18 protein-coding genes and 1 tRNA gene are annotated in these 20,423 nt (G+C 52.4%); 10 read left to right on the top strand and 9 right to left on the bottom strand.

The features are described 5' to 3' along the window. The first annotated feature begins 12 nt into the window (after nucleotides 1-12). Nucleotides 13-3,387, top strand: coding sequence for a transcription-repair coupling factor (gene mfd / locus F4X55_01240; protein ID MYC39634.1), 3,375 nt, complete (start codon nucleotides 13-15; stop codon nucleotides 3,385-3,387). Nucleotides 3,388-3,444: 57 nt separating this feature from the next. After that, on the top strand, nucleotides 3,445-4,377 hold the full coding sequence (locus tag F4X55_01235) for a hypothetical protein (GenBank protein ID MYC39633.1): 933 nt from the start codon (nucleotides 3,445-3,447) through the stop codon (nucleotides 4,375-4,377). An 11-nt stretch (nucleotides 4,378-4,388) separates the two neighbouring features. Here F4X55_01235 and gcvP read toward each other — a convergent pair whose 3' ends face one another. Genes gcvP through gcvT form a run of 3 tightly spaced genes read right to left on the bottom strand, consistent with a single transcriptional unit; the run spans nucleotide 4,389 to nucleotide 8,863 of the window. After that, nucleotides 4,389-7,307, bottom strand: coding sequence for an aminomethyl-transferring glycine dehydrogenase (gene gcvP, locus F4X55_01230; protein MYC39632.1), 2,919 nt, complete (start codon nucleotides 7,305-7,307; stop codon nucleotides 4,389-4,391). 41 nt (nucleotides 7,308-7,348) lie between these two features. Continuing rightward, a complete protein-coding gene (gene gcvH / locus F4X55_01225) occupies nucleotides 7,349-7,765 on the bottom strand; it encodes a glycine cleavage system protein GcvH (protein MYC39631.1) in 417 nt (138 codons plus the stop codon). 12 nt (nucleotides 7,766-7,777) lie between these two features. After that, complete coding sequence (gene gcvT, locus F4X55_01220; GenBank protein ID MYC39630.1) at nucleotides 7,778-8,863, bottom strand: glycine cleavage system aminomethyltransferase GcvT; 1,086 nt, start codon at nucleotides 8,861-8,863, stop codon at nucleotides 7,778-7,780. A gap of 168 nt (nucleotides 8,864-9,031) precedes the next feature. On the opposite strand from gcvT, the gene F4X55_01215 reads away from it, so the two are divergent. The 3 genes from F4X55_01215 to F4X55_01205 all read left to right on the top strand — a co-directional run bounded on the left by F4X55_01215 (nucleotide 9,032) and on the right by F4X55_01205 (nucleotide 12,362). Beyond that, nucleotides 9,032-9,874 (top strand): DUF5020 domain-containing protein, encoded by an 843-nt coding sequence (locus F4X55_01215; GenBank protein ID MYC39629.1) that lies wholly within the window; start codon nucleotides 9,032-9,034, stop codon nucleotides 9,872-9,874. Nucleotides 9,875-10,038: 164 nt separating this feature from the next. After that, on the top strand, nucleotides 10,039-11,688 hold the full coding sequence (locus tag F4X55_01210; GenBank protein MYC39628.1) for an NCS2 family permease: 1,650 nt from the start codon (nucleotides 10,039-10,041) through the stop codon (nucleotides 11,686-11,688). Next, complete coding sequence (locus tag F4X55_01205) at nucleotides 11,685-12,362, top strand: endonuclease III domain-containing protein (GenBank protein ID MYC39627.1); 678 nt, start codon at nucleotides 11,685-11,687, stop codon at nucleotides 12,360-12,362. The genes F4X55_01210 and F4X55_01205 overlap by 4 nt, the downstream gene beginning before the upstream one ends. A 37-nt stretch (nucleotides 12,363-12,399) precedes the next feature. Here F4X55_01205 and rplT read toward each other — a convergent pair whose 3' ends face one another. The 5 genes from rplT to F4X55_01180 all read right to left on the bottom strand — a co-directional run bounded on the left by rplT (nucleotide 12,400) and on the right by F4X55_01180 (nucleotide 15,546). Beyond that, nucleotides 12,400-12,753, bottom strand: a complete 354-nt coding sequence (rplT, locus tag F4X55_01200) for a 50S ribosomal protein L20 (GenBank protein MYC39626.1) — start codon at nucleotides 12,751-12,753, stop codon at nucleotides 12,400-12,402. Nucleotides 12,754-12,776: 23 nt separating this feature from the next. Then, nucleotides 12,777-12,974 carry a 50S ribosomal protein L35 gene (gene rpmI, locus F4X55_01195; protein ID MYC39625.1) on the bottom strand — a complete coding sequence of 66 codons (198 nt, stop codon included), beginning with the start codon at nucleotides 12,972-12,974 and terminating at the stop codon, nucleotides 12,777-12,779. Beyond that, the gene (locus F4X55_01190) at nucleotides 12,967-13,527 is read right to left on the bottom strand and encodes a translation initiation factor IF-3 (protein ID MYC39624.1); all 561 of its coding nucleotides are present in this window, start codon (nucleotides 13,525-13,527) and stop codon (nucleotides 12,967-12,969) included. The genes rpmI and F4X55_01190 overlap by 8 nt, the downstream gene beginning before the upstream one ends. Further along, on the bottom strand, nucleotides 13,524-15,449 hold the full coding sequence (thrS, locus tag F4X55_01185; protein MYC39623.1) for a threonine--tRNA ligase: 1,926 nt from the start codon (nucleotides 15,447-15,449) through the stop codon (nucleotides 13,524-13,526). Before thrS ends, F4X55_01190 begins: the two co-directional genes overlap by 4 nt. 22 nt (nucleotides 15,450-15,471) lie before the next feature. Beyond that, nucleotides 15,472-15,546: transfer RNA gene (locus F4X55_01180), tRNA-Val, on the bottom strand. A 134-nt stretch (nucleotides 15,547-15,680) separates the two neighbouring features. Here F4X55_01180 and F4X55_01175 point away from each other — a divergent pair. From F4X55_01175 to F4X55_01155, 5 genes are all read left to right on the top strand, one after another. Then, entirely contained in the window at nucleotides 15,681-16,571 is an 891-nt protein-coding gene (locus F4X55_01175) for a phosphoribosylaminoimidazolesuccinocarboxamide synthase (GenBank protein ID MYC39622.1), read from the top strand. A 43-nt stretch (nucleotides 16,572-16,614) separates the two neighbouring features. Then, the gene (locus F4X55_01170) at nucleotides 16,615-16,752 is read left to right on the top strand and encodes a DUF1289 domain-containing protein (GenBank protein ID MYC39621.1); all 138 of its coding nucleotides are present in this window, start codon (nucleotides 16,615-16,617) and stop codon (nucleotides 16,750-16,752) included. After that, nucleotides 16,749-17,561 (top strand): SDR family oxidoreductase, encoded by an 813-nt coding sequence (locus F4X55_01165; protein ID MYC39620.1) that lies wholly within the window; start codon nucleotides 16,749-16,751, stop codon nucleotides 17,559-17,561. Before F4X55_01170 ends, F4X55_01165 begins: the two co-directional genes overlap by 4 nt. A gap of 183 nt (nucleotides 17,562-17,744) precedes the next feature. Next, nucleotides 17,745-18,734, top strand: a complete 990-nt coding sequence (locus F4X55_01160) for a PhoH family protein (protein MYC39619.1) — start codon at nucleotides 17,745-17,747, stop codon at nucleotides 18,732-18,734. After that, on the top strand, nucleotides 18,731-19,120 hold the full coding sequence (locus F4X55_01155; protein MYC39618.1) for a hypothetical protein: 390 nt from the start codon (nucleotides 18,731-18,733) through the stop codon (nucleotides 19,118-19,120). Before F4X55_01160 ends, F4X55_01155 begins: the two co-directional genes overlap by 4 nt. On the opposite strand, the gene F4X55_01150 is transcribed toward F4X55_01155, so the two are convergent. Further along, nucleotides 19,121-20,422 (bottom strand): adenylosuccinate synthase, encoded by a 1,302-nt coding sequence (locus F4X55_01150; protein MYC39617.1) that lies wholly within the window; start codon nucleotides 20,420-20,422, stop codon nucleotides 19,121-19,123. Between the last annotated feature and the right edge of the window lies 1 nt (nucleotide 20,423).

Raw genomic sequence — 20,423 nt, 5'->3', positions numbered from 1 at the left:
CTGTCCCGAAGAGTGAACGGTAAAAATCCCACGATTGAACTTTCGTCACACCTGGGAAACCCCATGGTGGAGGAGTTTCTTGCATCCCCGCCCGGAGGACCGACGGATCTTTCCGGTCTTTACGGAAACTCCCCCTATTTTCTTCTGGCTCTTCTCTCCGAGGTTCCGGGCAAAAGAATTCTCCATGTCTGTGAGCAAAGAGAACAGTGCGCCGTTGCGGCGCGGAGTGTCTCTTCTCTGAAAGGAATGGAAATCCCGGTTCTTCTCTCAAAAGGAATGGAGAAAAACCGCTCCCTTTTCGAAAAAAAAGAGATCTCCGAACCCGAGAGGCTTCACTCCCTTTTCATGTGGAAGCAAACGGGAGTGCTCTGCGCAGACGCGGCTTCCCTTGCCGAGATACTGCCTCCACCCCGCTCCCTCGAAGCCGAGAGCTTCACCGTGGAAGAGGGAATGGAAGTTGATCGGGATGAGCTTGCGCAAAGACTCCTCGGGATCGGTTACCGCGAGGTGGATTTTACCGAGAAACGGGGAGACATGAGCGTCCGGGGCTCCATAGTGGACTTGTTCTCGCCGGGTTCTTTGAATCCTTTGAGAGTGGAGCTTTTCGCAGACAGGATAAATTCGCTTCGGGAGTTCTCTTCTTCAACTCAGAAATCCATTGGAAAAACAAAAAAAGCCGTGATCAATCCGGCTTCTTTCGCAATTTACCGCCAAACAAGCAAAGACACCCTGATCAAGCAGATACTCTCCGGAGCTGACAAGCAGGGGCTTACGTCAAGCGAGGTTGAACCTCTGGTAGAGGCGTTTGAAAACGGCTCATATTTCAGGGGAATCGAGTGGTTCACGCCGTTTTTTTGGAACTCGCGCCAATGCATACTCGATTACCCCAGAGAGGATCTTATCATAAGCCTTCCCCAAGGATTTGAGGAAGTTGAGCTGCTATTAAAACTTGAGGAGAAATTCGAAGCGAGAAGAAAATCCCTTGGGAAACTCGAAAAATCGCTTCCCCAATTCAGAAAACTTTATCTCGAGGGAAAAAAGCTCAAAGAGAAACTGGGAAAATCAAGGCTCGTATACACAGGCGCGATGGAGATAGGTGCAGAAGGAAAAAACAGCATCAGGTTCAGCACCGAGGAGATATCGTTTTCAAAGCCTTCTCTCGAGGTCTTCATGGACAAAGCCGAAGAACTGATGGAAGACGGCTACGCGGTGTTTATATTTTTCACCTCGCGGGGCGAGAGAGAAAAATTCCTCAAGCTTACTGAGAACCGCCCGGATAGCGCGATGGTGCACGTGGTCGGAGAACTTTTTGAAAGCACCGTTCTTCATGATTTCAGGATCGCCCTTTTAACGGAGAAAACCCTGCTCCAGAAAACAAAAAGCCAAGGCACCCCCTTCGGAGGAAGCGACATACCCTCCGCGTTTCTTACCTCGTTCAGCCAGCTTAAACACGGAGACTACATAGTTCACAAGGAATTCGGGATAGGAATTTTCAGGGGGCTCAAGAGGCTTTCGTTTGAGAACCGCCAAGGTGATTTTCTTGAGTGCGAGTACAAAGGCGGGGACAAGATATTCGTCCCCGTGGAGAAATCCAGGCTGATCCAGAAATACATGGGAGACGGAAGAGAACCGAGAATCGAGAAACTCGGAAGTGCGAACTGGAAAAAAACCGTCGGCAAGGTTAAAAGGGCTGTCGAGGAAGTCGCGACCGAGCTTGTGGAACTCTGCGCTGAGAGAAAAGTCGGGAAAGGCTTTCAGTTCTCCCCCAGGGATCAGATGTTCAATGGATTCGAGATGGAGTTTCCCTGGAGCGAGACCCCGGATCAGTCAGCGGCGATAGAGGACGTAATGTCCGACATGGAATCGGAAAAAGCCATGGACAGGCTGATCTGCGGAGATGTCGGGTTCGGAAAAACCGAAGTGGCCCTGCGGGCCGCCTTTAAAGCATGCCTTGACGGAAAACAAGTCATGGTGATCGCCCCGACAACCCTTCTCGCCAGCCAGCACTACCGGACCGCGCTTTCGAGGTTTGAGCACTACCCCGTAAGAATCGATATGCTCTCGCGATTCACAACGGCCAAAAAAGAAAAAGAGATACTAAAAAGGCTCGAAGACGGTTCCCTCGACCTCATAATCGGAACACACAAGCTTCTGGGGAAAAAAATAAAGTTCAGAAACCTCGGCCTCGCGGTAATAGACGAGGAACAGAAATTCGGTGTCAACCACAAAAAATCCATAAGATCGATGAAAAACGCCGTTGAAGTCCTCACTCTTTCCGCAACCCCCATCCCGAGAACCCTACAGCTCTCCCTAGCCGACGTAAGGGACATAAGCGTAATAAACACCCCTCCTGAAGGACGTCAGCCGGTGGAAGTGTACATTCAGCAGTTCAACACCGGAGTTATAAAGGAAGCGGTGGAAAAAGAAGTCAAAAGGAACGGCACGGTTTTTTTCATACACAACAGGATAGAAGACATATTCGAGAAGGCGGACCTTCTGCAAAACCTCATGCCGGAACTGTCAATAGGGGTAACACACGGACGCATGAACGAAACCCGCCTCTCAAGAACCATAGAACAGTTCGCGGACGGAAGAGTGAACCTGCTGGTAACAACAGCGATAGTTGAATCCGGACTCGATATACCGAAAGCCAATACTATAATAGTGAACAACGCTCACACTATGGGACTTGCGGACCTTTACCAGCTGAAGGGCAGAGTCGGAAGATCGGACAAAAAAGCGTACGCCTACTTTCTCATACCGTCTGTGCACTCCCTAACCGAGGAAGCGAGAAAAAGACTTGAGGTCCTCTCGCGCCTCACTGATCTTGGAAGCGGCTTCAAACTGGCCACGGCCGACCTTCAGATAAGGGGGGCCGGAACCCTTTTCGGAGAAAAGCAGTCAGGACATATAGCGGATATCGGTCTTGAGTTTTATCTTGAGCTGCTTAGAGACACCGTGGAGAGCAAAAGGGGCGAGAGCCGCGTCCACGAAATCAGACCGGAGATAAAAACACAGGACGATGCGTTTATCCCCGAGCACTACATACAAAGCGGTTCGGAGAGGCTTTTTTACTACAAAAAAATATCATCGGCGGGAGAACGCGGGGAATTAAGAGAAATCGCCGCGGAAGTTGAAGACAGGTTCGGTGCTATGCCCGACCCGCTGAAACGGCTGATTCTCATCGCGGAACTCAGGATCGCCCTCGGGGAGAAATTCATAAAAAGAGCCGAGATAGGAAAAGCTTCAGCGACCCTGAGCCTTGCGGCCGCGGAGAACCGGGGCCGGGAGAAGAAACTCAAAATCCCCCTTCCGCCCGAGCGCAGATACGAAACGCTCATAAGCGCTGTGGAAAAGGTAGAAAAACCGGCCCAAGCCCGTGTATAGTATAATTCGCGGAATCGAGGCAAGAGAGAAAAAAAACGGTTTGTAAGGAGATTTCAGATGAAAAAACCATGGTGGCTTACGGTCCTGGCGCTCTTCACGGTCTTTACGCTCGTGTCTGTCCACACAACGCAAGCGGCGGTCGTGGAGAAGGTGGTGGCCGTGGTAAACAACAGAATAATAACGCTTAGCGAACTGAATCAGGAGATAAAGGACGTGACCATAAACCCGGAGGCGGAAATCAACAGTAGCGAAGTGCTTGACGCCATGATAGATCGTATTCTGCTCGACCAGCAGGCGGCCGCCAGGAAGATATCGGTAAGCGACGAAGAGGTAAAGGCGATAGTAAAAAGCCAGCAGGAAGCCATGAACCTAGATGAAGAAGCAATAGCCGAGGAACTTAAAAAACAGAACATGTCGGAAGAGCTTTTCTACCGCCAGTGGAAATACCAGATACTCTCAAGAAGGCTTCTTGACCACGTCACTCAAGGAAGCATAGCGGTTACGGACGAGGAAATAGAGGAATACCACAAAAAACATTATGGAGAAGAGGGAAGCGGTTACGGAAAACAGACGAAAATCGCCCATATACTGATTGACCAGGAGGCGGAAAACGCGCTCGCCAAAGCAGAAGAAGTTCTGGAGCTCGCAAAATCCGGGGAATCCTTCGGGGAACTCGCAAGAAAATACTCGATGGACGAATCGTCGGCGCAAAACGGCGGGGTGCTTGGATATTTCGTCAAAGGAGACCTGGTAGCTGAAATCGAAAACGCTGTGGAGCAGACCGAAGTAAATGGTATCGCGGGACCGGTAAAGTCATCTCGCGGCTACCACATAGTAAAGGTTCTTGAGAGAATCGAAGCTGGAGAAGCCTCGGTTTCCCGGTACAAAGACCGCATAAAGCACCAGATCTACATGGAAAAGGTCGAGCGGTTCATAAGTTCCTGGCTTGAGGACATCAAGAAAAAATCTTACATAGAGATAAAGATCTGAATTTCCCCCTATTACTCCTCCGCCGCATAAGCCTCGGGGGGAAGACACGTGCACACCAGATTCCTGTCACCGTAGGCATTGTCTATTCTTGAGACCGGCGGCCAGAATTTGTTAGTCCTGAGATATGGAAGCGGGAAAAACGCCTGCTGGCGTGAATAGGGATGTTCCCAGTCCGAAGACACGAGATCCAGGACCGTGTGGGGAGAATTCCTAAGTACGTTGTCCGAAAGGTCCGTCCCGCCGTCGATGATCTCCTGGATTTCCCTGCGTATTTCTATCATCGCGTCGCAGAACCTGTCCAGCTCTTCCATGGATTCGCTCTCCGTAGGTTCCACCATCAGCGTTCCCGCTACCGGCCATGACATAGTCGGCGCGTGAAACCCGTAATCCATGAGTCTTTTGGCTACGTCTTCCGCCGTTATTTCCGCGCTTTTCCCGAGTTCCCGGAGGTCGAGTATGAATTCATGGGCGACCCTTCCGTTCTCTCCCTCGTACAGAATATCGTAGTGCTCCCCAAGCCGGCACTTGAGGTAATTGGCGTTCAGTATCGCATAGCGGGAAGCATCGGTCATTCCTTCCTTTCCCAGAAGTCTTATATACCCGTAGGATATAAGCAGTATGCTCGCACTTCCCCACGGAGCCGCCGATATCGCTCCGCAGGACTTCTCACCCCCTACCCCTTCCACGACGGCGTGTCCGGGAAGATGCGCGGCAAGATGGGACGCGACGCATATGGGGCCCATTCCCGGACCTCCTCCTCCATGTGGAATGCTGAAAGTCTTGTGCAGGTTTATGTGGCATACGTCAACGCCGATAAGGGAGGGAAAGCAGAGGCCCACCTGCGCGTTAAGATTCGCCCCGTCCATGTATACCTGCGCACCGCTTGAGTGAATTATTTCGCATATTTCCCTTATTCCGGACTCAAAAACCCCGTGAGTCGAAGGATAGGTAATCATAAGGCAAGCCACTTTCCCCTCATTCTTCCGGCAGCATCTAACAAGATCGTCTATGTCCACGTCCCCGTTTTTCCGGCACTTTACCACCACAACGTCCATCCCGGCCATCCGGGCGCTTGCGGGATTGGTCCCGTGGGCAGAAGAGGGAATCAGCACCACGCGCCTTTGGGTCTCCCCTTTCTCCTCAAAGTATCTGCGTATGACCATAAGACCCGCATACTCTCCCTGGGCTCCCGAGTTGGGCTGAAGCGAGCAGGCGTTAAGTCCGGTTATTTCGCAGAGATACTTTTCGAGTTCACCGATCACCCGAGCGTATCCCGCCGTCTGATCCGAGGGCGCAAAAGGATGGATTCTTGAGAATTCCTCCCAGCTTATCGGTATCATTTCCGTCGTACCGTTGAGCTTCATAGTGCAGGAACCGAGGGGAATCATGGAATGGGCCAAGGAAAGATCTCTGCCCTCGAGGCTCTTTATGTACCTAAGCATCAGGGTTTCGGAGTGATAGCGGTTAAACACGGGCTGGGCTAGAAAATCCCCCTTCCTCTGAAGTTCCTCGGGTACGGACGCAACGGCGGAAACCCGGTCCGCTGTGACAGCCACTTTTTCACCGAGTTCCAAAGAGTCTGAAAAAAACGAAAGTATTTCCGCAACATCCTTCTCCGCAGTGGTTTCGTCAAGGGATATGCAAACTTTCTGGTCCGGAAGATATCTGAAGTTGATCCCTTTTTTAAGGGCGCTTGCGCGAAGCGTCTCGCAGGAGTCCTCCCCATGGGGTGAGATATCCACAAGCAGGGTATCGAAAAACGCTCCGTTTAGCTGAGCTACTCCGAGCTCCTTAAAGCCCAGGTCAAGCATTTTCGCGAGCGTGTTTATCCTCCCGGAGATGCGCCGCAGCCCGGCAGGACCATGGTAAACAGCGTACATGGAGGACATTATGGCAAGCAGAGACTGCGCGGTGCATATATTGGAAGTGGCCCTCTCCCTCCTTATGTGCTGTTCCCTGGTCTGAAGAGCCATTCTGTAAGCGGGGTTTTCGTCCCTGTCTAGAGATACCCCTATTATTCTTCCGGGAACCTGTCTTCTGAACTCGTCTCTTGTGGCAAAATACGCGGCGTGGGGACCGCCGTAACCAACGGGAACCCCGAATCTCTGCGAAGTTCCAACAACCGCGTCGGCCCCGAAGCGCCCTGGAGGAGTAAGCAGCACGAGGCTCATGAGATCAGCCGCGACCGCGACCATAATACCGTGGTCATGGGCACTTTTTATGAATTCCGAGTAATCCCTGACTTCTCCGAAAGCGTCGGGGTACTGAAGAAGCGCGCCGAAGAAACTCCCGTCAAGCGAAATTTCTTCCTCATCTCCCTCAACGATTCTTATTCCCAAGGGCGCAGCCCGGGTCTTTAAAACATCAATGGTCTGGGGAAAACACCTTCTGGAAACGAAGAACCCGTCAGCGTCCGCCTTCTCCCGCTTCGCGCCGCCCAGCCTGTGAAACATGGCCATAGCCTCAGCGGCAGCCGTCGCTTCATCAAGCAACGAGGCGTTTGAAAGTTCCATTTCCGTAAGTTCCGAAATTACGGTCTGGAAATTGAGAAGGGCTTCCAGGCGTCCCTGCGATATTTCCGCTTGGTAAGGAGTATACTGAGTGTACCAGCTCGGGTTCTCAAGAATGTTCCTTAATATGACCGCCGGGGTGATGCAGTCGTAATAACCCAGGCCTATATACGACTTGAAAACCGCATTCTCACGCCCGATGCCCCTTATGTGGTCAAGATAGGAACTCTCGGTCATAGCCGCGGGAACAGACATCTGGACATCTGAAAGCAGGTCGGCGGGAATGGTTTCCTGCACCAGTTCCTCAAGACTCCCCGCCCCCGCGCATGAAAGCATGCGGTGCGTTTCCTCGGGCGTGGGACCTATGTGCCTAGCCGAGAAAAAATCCCCTTCTTCATAAATGCCGTTTTCGCTTCCCAATCAGAAATCTCCGGAAAACCCGGGCAGGATGCCTGAATGTATCAGGCATCTTCCTCGTCTTCTATCAGTTCTTCATAAGCTGAGGGATCAAGAAGTTTTTCAACTTCGCTTTCATCAAGCTCGTCCGTATGAATTTTTATGATCCATCCGTCACCGTAAGGGTCGGCGTTTACAAGTTCCGGGGAGTCCACCAGAAGATCATTCACCTCGGCGATCTCTCCTGAGATCGGGGCGAAAAGTTCCGAGACCGCCTTTGTCGACTCCGCCCCGCCGAAGGAATCCCCCTGAAACAGTTCATCCCCTTCAACCGGCAGTTCAACATAGACTATCTCCCCGAGGGCCTCCTGCGCATAATCCGTTATTCCGACCACCGCCCTGTCCCCCTCGAACCTGATCCACTCATGTTCTTCAGTATATTTCAAGTCTTTCGGTACACTCATAACTTCAATGCTCCTTATATATTACTTGTCTCAGTCTTTATGAAGCGGAAATTCAGAAGAAACCGCTTTTCTCGCGTGTCCCCGGATCTCAATCCCTATTTCATCTCCACACTCAACTTCACCAGAGGTCACCGAAGCTATACCCACACCAATATCAAGAACCGGAGACATGGTACCGCTTGTAACTTCTCCTATTCTCTTTCCGTTCTTCACTACATCGTAGCCATGCCTGGGAACTCCCCTCTCAAGCATCTTAAAACCAAGGGTTTTCCTCGCTGTTCCACCCTCCATCTGCTCCAGAAGCGCAGCGCGGCCGATAAAATCGCCCTTGTCCATTTTCACGTACCTACCCAAGCCGGCCTCAATCGGGGTTTTCTTCTCATCCAACTCGTTTCCGTAAAGAGGGTATCCGGCTTCTATTCGAAGGGTGTCGCGCGCTCCAAGGCCGCAAAAAGTGATCCCTGATTCGCTCCCGCTTTCGTAAAGCCTCTCCCAGATCCAGACCGCGTCCCCCGCGGGCACGAACAACTCAAAGCCGTCTTCACCAGTATAACCGGTCCTGGCAGCTATCACTCCCGTCGCCTCGCCCTCCAGGATTCTGAAAGAAAATCTGGGGAAATCCCTCACGCTCTCCTCGCCAAGCGCCTTCTCCATTACTGATACCGAGTCGGGACCCTGAACGGCGATCTGAGCGTAAGCGGCGCTCGCGTCGGTTACCTCAACGTCAAGATCACCGCAGTTATCGCCCATCCAGCGATAGACTTTCTCAGTGTTAGACGCGTTCACGCAGACAAGGAAATGCTCCGCCGAGAACCTGTAGGTTATAAGATCGTCAACCGCTCCGCCGTCTGGATAGCAGAAAAGACCGTACCGGGCCCGGCCGTCGCGAAGCTTTGCCATGTCATTGGTGTTAAGCCTCTGGCAGAGATCTTCCGCCTGAGGTCCGTTGACCTCTATTTCTCCCATGTGGCTCACGTCGAAAAGTCCGCAGGCGGTCCTGACAGCCATGTGTTCCTGCCTTATACCGTCAAACTGAAGAGGAAGCTTCCACCCGGCAAAATCGATCATCCGCGCCCCGAAACTCTTGTGTGTTTCGTATAAAGGGGTGTAAGTCATATACTAGATTAAACATCCTAAAAAGTGGACTGTCAAAACAACCTCGAGGAAGCGGGAGACTTATTGATATTTACAATTAAGAAATAAGATGAAGTTGAAACAGGATAACTGGATATATGACATGAAAATTGCCTTTATGATAAACTCCGTATTAAAATGATGTCATGGTTGAATGGAGCCGTAATACCAAATTCAGAACAGCCCATCGTCAATGCCGCCTTGGCAGACCGTATGCCGGGCGGGCGGAAGCCAGAAGCTGAACGCAAGATGAATCATCTTAGAGTAATTGCCTGCACCATATGCCTCTGTTTGCTTGTCTTGTTGTCGTCAGCGCCGGCAGTAGCGCAGACCTGGAATGCGTTCAACGCCCAGTTGCTCTATGGTACGGACTTCGAACTGGAGCGTGAGAAAGCGGGAACCCTCACTCTGGAATGGATTAACGGCTGGGCCTATGGCGATAACTTTGCCTTTGTGGATATCCGACCATTGAGAGGTAACAGTTCATTCTATGGGGAGTGGTCCCCCCGTCTGAGCTTCTCCAAAATAAGCGGTAAAGCTTTTTCCGCGGGGCCGGTGGAAGATGTGCTTCTGTCCGGCACTTTGGAAAAGGGAGAAGGTTTTACCAATTATCTCATTGGCGCCGCGGTGGACCTTGATGTGCCCGGGTTTAATTTCGTCCAGACAAACGGCTACTTAAGGGAAAATCCGGATCTTGCCGGAACAACTTGGCAGGTGACAGTGGTTTGGAATGCGACCTTCAAAACGGGACCGGCGCACTGGATGTTCAATGGCTATTTCGACTGGGCCGGCTCAGAGGGTGAGGCTGAAACATCCGCCTATGAAAAACAAAACTTTCTTATGCAGCCTCAGCTCCTGCTGGATGTGGGTCGTCTGGTGAACCGGCAGGGACAGGTATATGTCGGTATTGAGTGGTGGTATTGGCACAACAAGTTTGGGATCTCGGGGGTCGAGGAATCAGTTGTTCAGGCGATGATAAGGGTGGATTTATAGCTGATATCCATTGCCAAGCACAGCGGGAAGATCGTCGGCCGCGGGCACATCCACGAGAATCAGGCGCGCGGGGCTTTGCCCGCAATAGCTTTTTCATTATAATTAACGCTTCATTGCAGGTTTGCCGTTTGGTTCTACGGTTCCACACAATCCCGGAATAAGACATGAAAAACCTCTTTTTCCCCGCAGGCGCACAGCCTCTTTTTTCGTTCTCCGATGCCGAGGGGTTTTTCGGTCTCATGGTGGACAACCTCGTCCAGTACCTTCTGATCGTGGTACTGCTTACGGGTCTCGTGGGATTGCAGAGGGAGTTCATCATCTCATCCGTTCTCCCCGCCGTAGCCATATCGCTTATCATCGGCAATCTCTACTACGCCTGGCTTGCGCAGCGTCTGTCGGCTGCCACAGGAAGAAAAGACGTAACAGCGCTTCCCTACGGAGTCAACACGATTTCCGTGTTCGCTTTTATCTTCCTGGTAATGATCCCCGCAAAGCTTGCGGCACAGAGCCAGGGAGCTACTCCGCAGGAGGCCGCGCTTGTGGCCTGGCGCGTCGGCGTGGCCGCATGCTTTCTCTCCGGAGTCATTGAACTCGCGGGATCCTTCGTAGCCGAGAGGATCAGAAAAGCGACCCCGCGAGCCGCACTGCTCACCTCTCTTGCCGGAATAGCCGTAGCGTTTCTGTGCATGGACTTTGCCGCAAGATGTTTCGCCTATCCTCTGGTCGCCCTGCTCCCCTTTGGAGTGCTACTGTTCACCTTGCTCTCAAGGACAAGGCTTCCGCTTGGAATTCCCGGAGTGGGTCTTGCCCTTGTCCTTGGAATGTTCGCCGCGTGGGTTCTCTTCGCAGCGGGATTCGGAGAGGAAACATCCGTTTCGGGACCCGCTGTGGGCAAAGCATTCGGCGACGTGGGATTCTACCTGCCTATTCCAGTTCTGGGCGATCTCGTTGCAGGGCTTTCGGATCCCCTGGTGCGCTCGGTACTGATTCCCGTAGTGCTTCCGATGGGGCTTTACAACATTCTCGGGTCCCTGCAAAACATAGAGTCCGCAGAGGCCGCGGGAGACCCCTACCCCACGGGACCGTGCCTTGCAGTTAACGGAGTGGGATCGATAGCCGCATCCCTTTTCGGGTCGTGTTTCCCCACGACCATATACATAGGCCATCCGGGATGGAAAGAGATGGGAGCGAAAGGAGGCTACTCGGTTATGAACGGAGCTTTCTACGCCGTTGTGTCGCTTGTCGGTCTCAGTTCCCTCGCCGTGGCCCTGGTGCCGGTCGAGGCCGCCGGAGTAATACTGATATGGGTAGGTCTCGTGATGACGGCCCAGGCGTTTCAGACCACTCCTCGCTCCCACGCCCCCGCCGTAGCTCTGGGACTGGTCCCGTCTCTTGCGGCGTGGGGAACGATAGTGGTTTCCCAAACAGTAGGAGCGGTGGGAGCAGCGATTTCGGACGGTTCTGTAGCTCACCGCGCGTTTGAGAATTTAGACGTGTTTGTCGCCTCTGGGCTTCAGCTGCCCGGGCTGGTAGCGCTTTCCCAGGGATTCATGCTCTCCTCCGTTGTCTGGGCCGCAACAGCAGTGTGCCTTGTAGAACGCAGGCTCACTCAAGCGGGAGTTTGGATGGGAGTGGGAGCCGTGATGGCCTTTTTCGGTTTCATACACGCAGGGGAAATCTCGGTTGAAGGAAGCCTCTATTCTCTCGGCTTCGCAACAGGAGCCAGATGGGCCGCCGGATACGCGCTTGCGGCCGTCTTTTTCCTGGTCGTTTCCCACATTAACCGCAGAAGCGGCGGAGAAACAATACGTTGAGCGGTACAGGCGAATCCGAAAGAATACGGAATTTTTACTCCGTCCTGTATAAAAGATATGGTCCGCAGAACTGGTGGCCCGCCCGTACAAGACTTGAGTGCGCCACAGGCGCCATACTCACCCAGAACACCTCCTGGAGAAACGTGGAGCGAGCCATTACGGCTCTGAGGGAGAGTTCCATGCTTTCGGCAGAAAAACTGAAGTCGGTATCCCACGGGCAGCTTGCGGCCCTGATTCGTCCCTGCGGGTATCACAACCTAAAAGCCAGAAGGCTTAAAAACTTCATCGACTTTCTGTTCGCAAGCTACGGGGGAGAGATGGAAAACATGCTCGCAGAGGACACAGACAAACTCAGGGAGGAATTGCTTTCGGTAAACGGCATCGGCCAAGAAACAGCTGATTCGATCCTGCTTTACGCCCTTGGAAAACCCGTGTTCGTGGTCGATAACTACTCAAGAAGAATTCTCAGCCGCCACCGCCTGATCCCCGAAGACGCAAGTTACGCGAAGATACAGGAGCTTTTTACGCAAAGTCTTTCCCCAAACACAGGAGTTTTCGGAGAGTACCACGCGCTCATAGTGAAAACGGGGAAACTTCACTGCGCAAAGACCCCGCGCTGCGAAGGCTGCCCGCTTGAGCGCGACCCGCACGACCCCGGTATAAACCCGCTTTAGCCGGGAATAGAATAGAAGCCCCGGTCGGGGCGGAAGATCATCCCTTCTTCGAGGTCGCGAACTCCACCACGGCCTTGAAACTCTCGGGGTTTCTTATGGCGAGCTCTGAGAGACTTTTTCGGTCAAGTTCGACTCCGGACTGCTTAAGCGCGTTTATGAACCTGCTGTAGGAAAGTCCAAAAGGCCTTACCCCAGCGTTTATTCTCATAATCCAAAGCGCCCTGAAGTCTCTTTTTCTGCGGCGGCGGTCCCTGTAGGAATAGGCAAGTGCCCTGAGTATGGTTTCCTTCGCCCGTCTGAAATTGTTTTTTCTTCTCCCCCAGTACCCTTTTGCAAGCTTAAGAACTCTTTTTTTACGTCTTCTGGAAGTGACTCCTCTTTTTATGCGCATCGGTATTCTCCGTTTGTATCAGTTCACAGGTAAGGAACGTAGGTTTTGATCTTCTTGGCCGCGGAACCTTCGATGAAATCCGTCTCCAGCAGTCTCCGCATCCTTTTTGAACTCTTCTTCACGTTTATATGGCTTTTTCCACCCTTGTTCCTTCTTATTTTTCCGCTTCCGGTAACGGAAAACCTCTTGGCCGCGCTGCGGTTCGTCTTCATCTTAGGCATCTTGTGAATTCCTCACTGTTTTTTTTGCCGGTACAAGCACCATTATCAGGTTCTTGCCCTCTATCTTGGGCTCCATGTCCACCGAGGCGACATCGGACAGTTTTTCGCAGACATCCTCGGCGAGCTTGCGGCCGAGGTCCGAGTGAACTATTTCCCTGCCCCTGAAAAATATCCTTACCCTGGTTTTGTGACCCGCTTCAAGAAAACCCTTCATTCGGTTTACCTTGACTTCAAGGTCGTGGTCCCCTATGTTGGGACGAAACTTGATCTCCTTTATCGTCTGATCTTTCTGTTTTTTCGCGCTTCGCTGTTTTTTGAGTTCGTACTTGAACTTCCCGTAATCCATCAACTTGCATACGGGCGGAGTAGCGTTTGACGCAATCTCAACCAAGTCTACTTCCTTTTCCTCCGAGATCCGCAAAGCCTCGTCAATGCCTACGATCCCGAGCTGCTCACCTTCAATATCTATGAGCCTCACCTCTTTCGCGGTGATTCTCCTGTTAATCCGGGTCTCCGGAACGCGGGCCCTGAAATTATTTCTCCTTCTAGCTATACCGTTACCTCCATCCAACTGTAGGGATCGTTCTCCCCCACGACGATTTCGATAAAATCCTTTACCGGCAACGCCGCCATGGCATCTCCGCCGTACTTCCTGGGAGCAACCGTTCCCGTCTCAACCTCCTTGTCTCCCACAACCAGCAGGTAGGGAATTTTCATCACCTGAGCCTCCCTAACCTTATATCCTAGCTTCTCGTTTCGCAAATCGCTGCCGACCCTGATTCCCCGGCTCCGAAGCTCGGAGCAGACTTCCTCGCAGTACTCGGCCTGGCTCTGTCCCACGGATGCCACCCTTACCTGTTCGGGGCTGAGCCAGAGCGGAAACGCTCCCCCGTAATGTTCTATGAGAATTCCAAAGAACCGCTCGATAGAACCGAATATGGCCCTGTGGATCATTATCGGGGTATGTCTCGCGTTATCCTCACCCACAAATTCCATGTCAAACCGCTCGGGCAGGTTGAAATCTACTTGAATAGTTGAGCATTGCCAAGCCCTGCCTATCACGTCCTTTATCTTAAGATCTATCTTGGGACCGTAAAAAGCCCCGCCGCCGGTGTCAACTCCGTACGGAAGCCCAACATCCGACAGGGCCTCCTCGATGGCCTCTATAGACCTCTCCCAGTTCTCCTCGCTTCCAACAAACTTGGCCGGGCGCGTAGAGAGAAAGATCTCGTAATTATCAAACCCAAAAGTCTTCAGGAAATCCAAGGTGAGGCGAAGCACCCCGGAGACCTCTTCGCGTATCTGGTCGGGTCGGCAGAATATGTGGGCGTCGTCCTGGGAAAAGCCCCTTACTCTCAAAAGACCGTGGAGAACCCCTGAACGCTCGTACCTGTACACGGTTCCTATCTCGGCCCACCTGATCGGCAGATCCCTGTAGCTTCTCGTCTTTGTCTTGTATATCAGTATGTGGAAGGGACAGTTCATGGGCTTTACCTGATAATCGGAATTCTCAACCTCCATGCACGAGAACATGTTCTGCGAGTAAAAATCCACGTGACCGCTCGTGCGCCAGAGATCAAGTTTGGCCATATGCGGCGTGTAGAGCACTTCGTAGCCCCGGGAGATATGCTCCCTCTTCCAGAAATCCTCTATTACGTTTCTTACCTTCGCCCCCCTAGGATGCCAGAGGATGAGACCGGGTCCTATTTCTTCGTTCACGCTGAAAAGATCGAGTTCCCTCCCAAGCTTTCTGTGGTCCCTTTTTTTTGCCTCTTCCAGGCTCTGCAGATGTTTGCGCAGCTCCTTTTTGTCCCAGAACGCCGTTCCGTAAATTCTCTGGAGCATGGGGTTGTTCTCGTTGCCCCTCCAGTAAGCCCCTGCGGAACTCGTGAGCTTAAAGGCCTTTATGAGACCCGTTGAGGGAAGGTGAGGCCCCCTGCAGAGGTCATACCAGTCTGTCTGGTCATATATGGTTATCTCCTCCCCTTCGGGAAGGTCGTTTATTATCTCAACCTTGTAGTTCTCGTTTATCCCGGAGAAGGTAGCTATGGCCTCCTCCCTCGTGACCGATTTTCTCGTAAGAGGCCGGTTCTTCTTTATTATCTCAAGCATCTTCGCTTCGATGTTCTCAAGATCCTCGGGAGTGAAGCCCCTCTCGAAATCAAAATCGTAGTAAAACCCGTTTTCTATCACGGGACCTATGGTGACCCTCGCCTGGGGGAAAAGAGACTGGACGGCTTCAGCGAGAACGTGGGCCGCGGTGTGCCGCAGAAGCCCCAAAGAGGCTTCGGTATTGCTTTTTACGGGCAGAAGGTCGCAGTCGCTCCCGAGGCGGTGCCAGAAATCAACTACCTGGCCGTCTACGACGGCCCCTACTGTACGCTTGTCTTCCCCAAGTTCCGCCAGCACGTCCCCCACGGTGATTCCCGAAGAAAACCTGCCTTGCTTCCCGTCGATATTTACCTCTATACCCAACTGATTCGTCCTCTGAAACACATGGTGAGCACGGCAGGATTTGAACCTGCGACCCCTTGCACGTCAAGCAAGTGCTCTGCCACTGAGCTACGTGCTCAAAAACCTGATATTGTCTTTAATTATCGCACATTGTCAACAACTGCGGGGACGCTTGAGAATGGCCGCGGTTTCGGGTAGTTTCACCATTCAGTCAAAGCGTCCCGCAAAAATCGGGAATCAAGTGGCAGAACTATTCACCAAACGATACTCAGCACGGATTTCATCGGATTCGCAGAACCCACCAGAGGCAAGGTAAGAGACATCTACGACCTGGGCGAGCGCATCCTGATGGTAGCCACCGACCGCATCTCAGCCTTTGACGTGATACTCCCAAACGGGATACCGGCAAAAGGCGAGGTGCTAAACCGCATCTCAGAATTCTGGTTCCGGAAAACAGAGCATATAATCCCGAACCACATGATCTCAACGGACCCCGAGGATTTCCCCGACCCCTTCGGGGACCATGCCGAGGCGCTCTCAGACCGCTCGATGCTCGTCAAGAAAACCGACCCGCTTCCCGTGGAGTGCGTAGTGAGAGGCTATATAAGCGGTTCGGGGTGGGAAGAGTACAAAAAAACCGGTTCCGTCTGCGGCATACCCCTTGGAGAAGGGCTCCTTGAGTCGCAGAAGCTTCCGGAACCCGTTTTCACGCCGTCAACCAAGGCCGAGCAGGGAACCCATGACGAGAACATAACTTTCGCGGAAGTGCGCGAGATGATCGGCGGGGAGCTCGCGAGCAGGGTAAGGGACGCAAGCATCGAGATCTACACGGCAGCCGCCGGTATAGCCGAAGAACGAGGCATAATAATAGCCGATACGAAATTTGAGTTCGGTATAGACAGAGACACAGGAGAACTCATTCTGATAGACGAGGCCCTGACGCCGGATTCATCAAGATTCTGGCCCCGGGCAGACTACGCTCCGGGCGGACCGCAGACAAGCTTTGACAAGCAGTTCGTAAGGGACTACCTCAAGCAGACGGGCTGGAACAGAAATCCTCCGGCACCTGAGCTTCCCCCCGACATAGTCAGAAAGACAAGCGAAAAGTACCTCGAGATGCTCAGGCTTTTCTGCGGAGGATAGGGTTTTGGGAAAAACGAATTCTCCCTGCAACGGCATATGCATAATGGACGAGGACACGGGGCTTTGCGTCGGATGCCTCCGCACGAGCGACGAGATAGCGAACTGGGAGGAGTACTCAGACGAGCAGCGGGCGGAAGTCACGCGTGAAATAACGCGGCGGGAAGCGGAGCAGGACCAGTGAGGACCGTGAGCATTCTGGGCTGCGGCTGGCTTGGGGAACCGCTTGCTCTACATCTAAAGGGTGCGGGTTTTTCGGTGAGAGGGTCTGTAAGGGACCCTGAGAAGCTCCCCGCTCTTTCGGAAAAAGGAATAGAGCCCTACCTGATAGATATCGCCCCCGAGGTGAGGGGCGAGGGTGCGGATGAATTTTTCTCCTCGGACATTCTTTTCATCAATTTCCCCCCGGAACGAAGGGACGATATAGAGACCTACCATGAAAAACAGATCAGAAACCTCATCGGGGCCATACCGAACCCCCGAGGGAAGATGGTTATCTTCGCCAGCTCGACATCCGTTTATCCGAACACAAACGGGGTCGTAAGGGAAGAAGACTCGCTTCACCCCGATAAACCGTCGGGAAAGGCCCTTCTGCGCGTGGAGAGGCTTCTCATGGAACAGCCGGGAATCGATACGACCGTGATACGCTTCTCTGGACTAATAGGTTACGACAGGGCTCCCATAAAATCGATCAGAAGAAAAAAACTCGTGCTAAACCCCGATTGCCCTCTTAACCTCATACACCGCGACGACTGCATAGGAATCGTTCGGAGCGTAATAGATCTTGATGTAAGAAACACCGTGCTCAACGCCACCTGCGATAAGCATCCGACGAGAAGGGAGTATTACTCGCGCGAAGCCCGGAAATATGGAATCCCGCTACCGCTTTTCAAGACGGAAAGCTCCCCGGAGTACAAGATAGTCTCAAACGAAAAGCTTAAAGAAACGCTCGGCTACAGAATGATTTACCCGGACCCGCTTGGCATACCCTGAAAAAACGGGATCCGCGGTTAATTGGAATGCGATCTGAAAACTGTTGAGAAAAAGCCTAAAAAAAGGGAAAATAAGCAAAGGTGAGATGCCAAGTTGTGCAGAATCGTTTTCGGGTTGGAGCAAAAAATCTAAAATTCTAGACGCGAAGCATAATCTTTCCTGTACGCGGTAACTTAATTGCCTATGGATGGAATCAGAGAGCTTGAACTTGAGAATATAGAAGCCGTAAAGGTTCTCTACGGGGAACTTAATTCAAATCTCAAGGAAATAGAAAACGAATTCGACATAAGCATCCACACCCGGGGCAACAAAATCACTCTCAAGGGGGACGAGGAGAGAACCGCGGAAGCGGGCATGCTCATGGGGCAGATGTATTCGCTGATAGAAAAGGGCTATGTCCTTCAGCCTTCCGACATAAAAATAGCGAAGAGACTCCTTAACCAGAAAGACGCATCCCTTGAGGAAATATTCCTCGACACGGTCTGCATATCCGTCCGGAAAAAAATAATAAGTCCCAAGACCATAAACCAGAAACTCTACATCGACGCCATAAGAAGAAACGACATGGTGTTCGGCATAGGACCCGCGGGGACGGGAAAAACCTACCTGGCGATGGCGATGGCCGTTTCAGCGTTTACGAACAAGAAGGTAAACAGGATAGTGCTCGCGCGCCCCGCTGTGGAGGCGGGAGAAAAACTGGGATTCCTCCCCGGCGATCTTCAGGAAAAGGTGAATCCCTACCTGCGACCCCTTTTCGACGCCCTCTACGATATGATGGAATTCGAGAAAGCCAACAGGCTAATTGAGAAGAATATGATCGAAATCGTTCCGATAGCCTACATGAGAGGAAGAACACTCAACGATGCATTCATAATTCTCGATGAGGCGCAGAACACTACAGCGATACAGATGAAGATGTTTCTCACCCGACTCGGGTTCGGCTCAAAAGCGGTCATAACGGGAGATATCACCCAGATAGACTTGGCCAGGGAACAGAACTCAGGACTTATCGAGGCCATGAACATCCTATCCGGAATAAAGGGAATAGATTTCGTTCACTTCTCGAAAACCGATGTCATAAGACACCCTCTCGTCATGAAAATAATAGACGCGTACGAAAAAATTAAGGATAATCTCGGTAGCCGTACCCCCGTAACAGGAGAAAACGAATGAAAATACTCGCGGTCTTTTTTCTCGCAGTCATGCTGCTCGCTCCCTCGTGCAGGAGATGGGAGAACCCGGCGACTTCCATGATATCGGCCGACAAATCCGTAGCTGTTCTCATACTTAACCCTTCTGTGTACACGATGCAGGAAGTGCGCGTCAGGGGAAAAGTGTGGGAAATCTCGACATCTGAGGAACCGGCGGAATCAACGACCTTTAAGCTGGCCGACAGCGAGGGGAACTACATAACCGTCGTCTGGGAAAAGGAGCTCTCCTTCGCCGAAGGAGACATAGTCGAAGCGACAGGCCTTTTCGACAGCAACTTCATCTCGTCTGAAAACAGATTTGACCCCAAGCTTGCGGCAAAGACAATCGAGGTTCTCAAAGAGGACTGATTACCGAGAGAACACACAGTCGCTTAACTCGAAGTACTTGTCGCGCTGCGGTCCCACCGAAACTATCCAGACCGGGATCCCGGTCAGTTCCTCGACCCTTTTTATGAAACCAAGGGCGTTTCGGGGCAGTTGTTCAACGTTTTTTATCTCGGCCAGATCCTCATCCCATCCATCCATTTCCTCGTATGAAGGCTCGCAGTCCTCAAGAACGGAAAGGCTCGCGGGGAACTCTTTCGTGATTGACCCGTTATGTCCGTAGCCCGTGCATATCTTTACCTTTTCAAAACCGGAAAGCACGTCTAGTTTCGTAAGAGCTATGGCGGTTACCCCGTTTGTTCTGATCGCGTAGTTGAGCGCGACGGCGTCAAGCCACCCGCACCTTCTGCTCCTGCCGGTGGTAGCACCGTATTCCTCCCCTTCCCTTCTGAGCACTTCCTGTATCTCGCCCGATTCCTCCGTGGGAAAGGGCCCCTCTCCCACCCTGGTGGTATAGGCCTTTGCGACTCCCACTATGGAGCCTACAAGTCCCGGGACAGCCCCGGTTCCGGAAAACACGCCCCCGAGACCCGCGTTTGACGAAGTGACGTAGGGATAAGTACCGAAATCGATATCGAGAAGCGAGCCCTGAGCGCCTTCGAAAAGAATCCTTTTCCCCTCCTCGCCGCTTTTGCGGATAATCGCGGAAACATCCGAAATAAAGGACCTCAGAACCTCTCCATACGTAACGTACTCCTCATACACGCTCTCGGTATCCAGGGGATCCGCTCCAAGAACCTTCTCAATATAGGCGTTTCTCTCCGCCATAACCGACCGAAGTCTTGCGAGAAAGGCTTCGGGTTCTGTAAGATCAAGCATCCTTATGCCCCGCCTCGCGTACTTGTCTTCGTAAACGGGGCCTATGCCCCTTCCGGTCGTGCCTATTTTTCTTCCGCTTGCGCGCCGCTTCTCCCTCAGCAGGTCTATTTCCCTGTGGTACGGCATTATCACGTGAGCCCTTTCACTCACGAGAAAATTCAAAGGGCTTACCGGATAGCCCGCGCTTCTGAGCGCTTCTATCTCCCCGACCAGCACCTTGGGGTCAACAACCACCCCGTTTCCTATAAGGGACAGGCTGTTTTCCCTGAGTATGCCCGAGGGTATGTGGTGGAGTATGATTTTCCTTCCGTCCGCCACGATGGTGTGGCCCGCGTTGTTTCCGCCCTGGTATCTTACCACCAGGTCGGTTCTTGAGGCTATCAGGTCTACTATTCTTCCCTTGCCCTCATCCCCCCACTGCGTACCCAGGACCACTATGCTCGACAAG

This window comes from Candidatus Dadabacteria bacterium, assembly GCA_009840385.1.
GTDB lineage: Bacteria > Desulfobacterota_D > UBA1144 > Nemesobacterales > Nemesobacteraceae > Nemesobacter > Nemesobacter australis.
This window is presented reverse-complemented; position numbering and strand designations above follow the sequence as displayed.

What these genes read in the sequence shown, in the direction of transcription:
- F4X55_01155 (MYC39618.1), top strand. Translation starts at nt 18,731, where the DNA reads ATGAAAATACTCGCGGTCTTTTTTCTCGCAGTCATGCTGCTCGCTCCC.
- F4X55_01170 (MYC39621.1), top strand. Translation starts at nt 16,615, where the DNA reads ATGGACGAGGACACGGGGCTTTGCGTCGGATGCCTCCGCACGAGCGAC.
- gcvT (MYC39630.1), bottom strand. Translation starts at nt 8,863, where the DNA reads ATGACTTACACCCCTTTATACGAAACACACAAGAGTTTCGGGGCGCGG.
- rplT (MYC39626.1), bottom strand. Translation starts at nt 12,753, where the DNA reads ATGCGCATAAAAAGAGGAGTCACTTCCAGAAGACGTAAAAAAAGAGTT.
- rpmI (MYC39625.1), bottom strand. Translation starts at nt 12,974, where the DNA reads ATGCCTAAGATGAAGACGAACCGCAGCGCGGCCAAGAGGTTTTCCGTT.
- F4X55_01235 (MYC39633.1), top strand. Translation starts at nt 3,445, where the DNA reads ATGAAAAAACCATGGTGGCTTACGGTCCTGGCGCTCTTCACGGTCTTT.
- F4X55_01160 (MYC39619.1), top strand. Translation starts at nt 17,745, where the DNA reads ATGGATGGAATCAGAGAGCTTGAACTTGAGAATATAGAAGCCGTAAAG.
- F4X55_01210 (MYC39628.1), top strand. Translation starts at nt 10,039, where the DNA reads ATGAAAAACCTCTTTTTCCCCGCAGGCGCACAGCCTCTTTTTTCGTTC.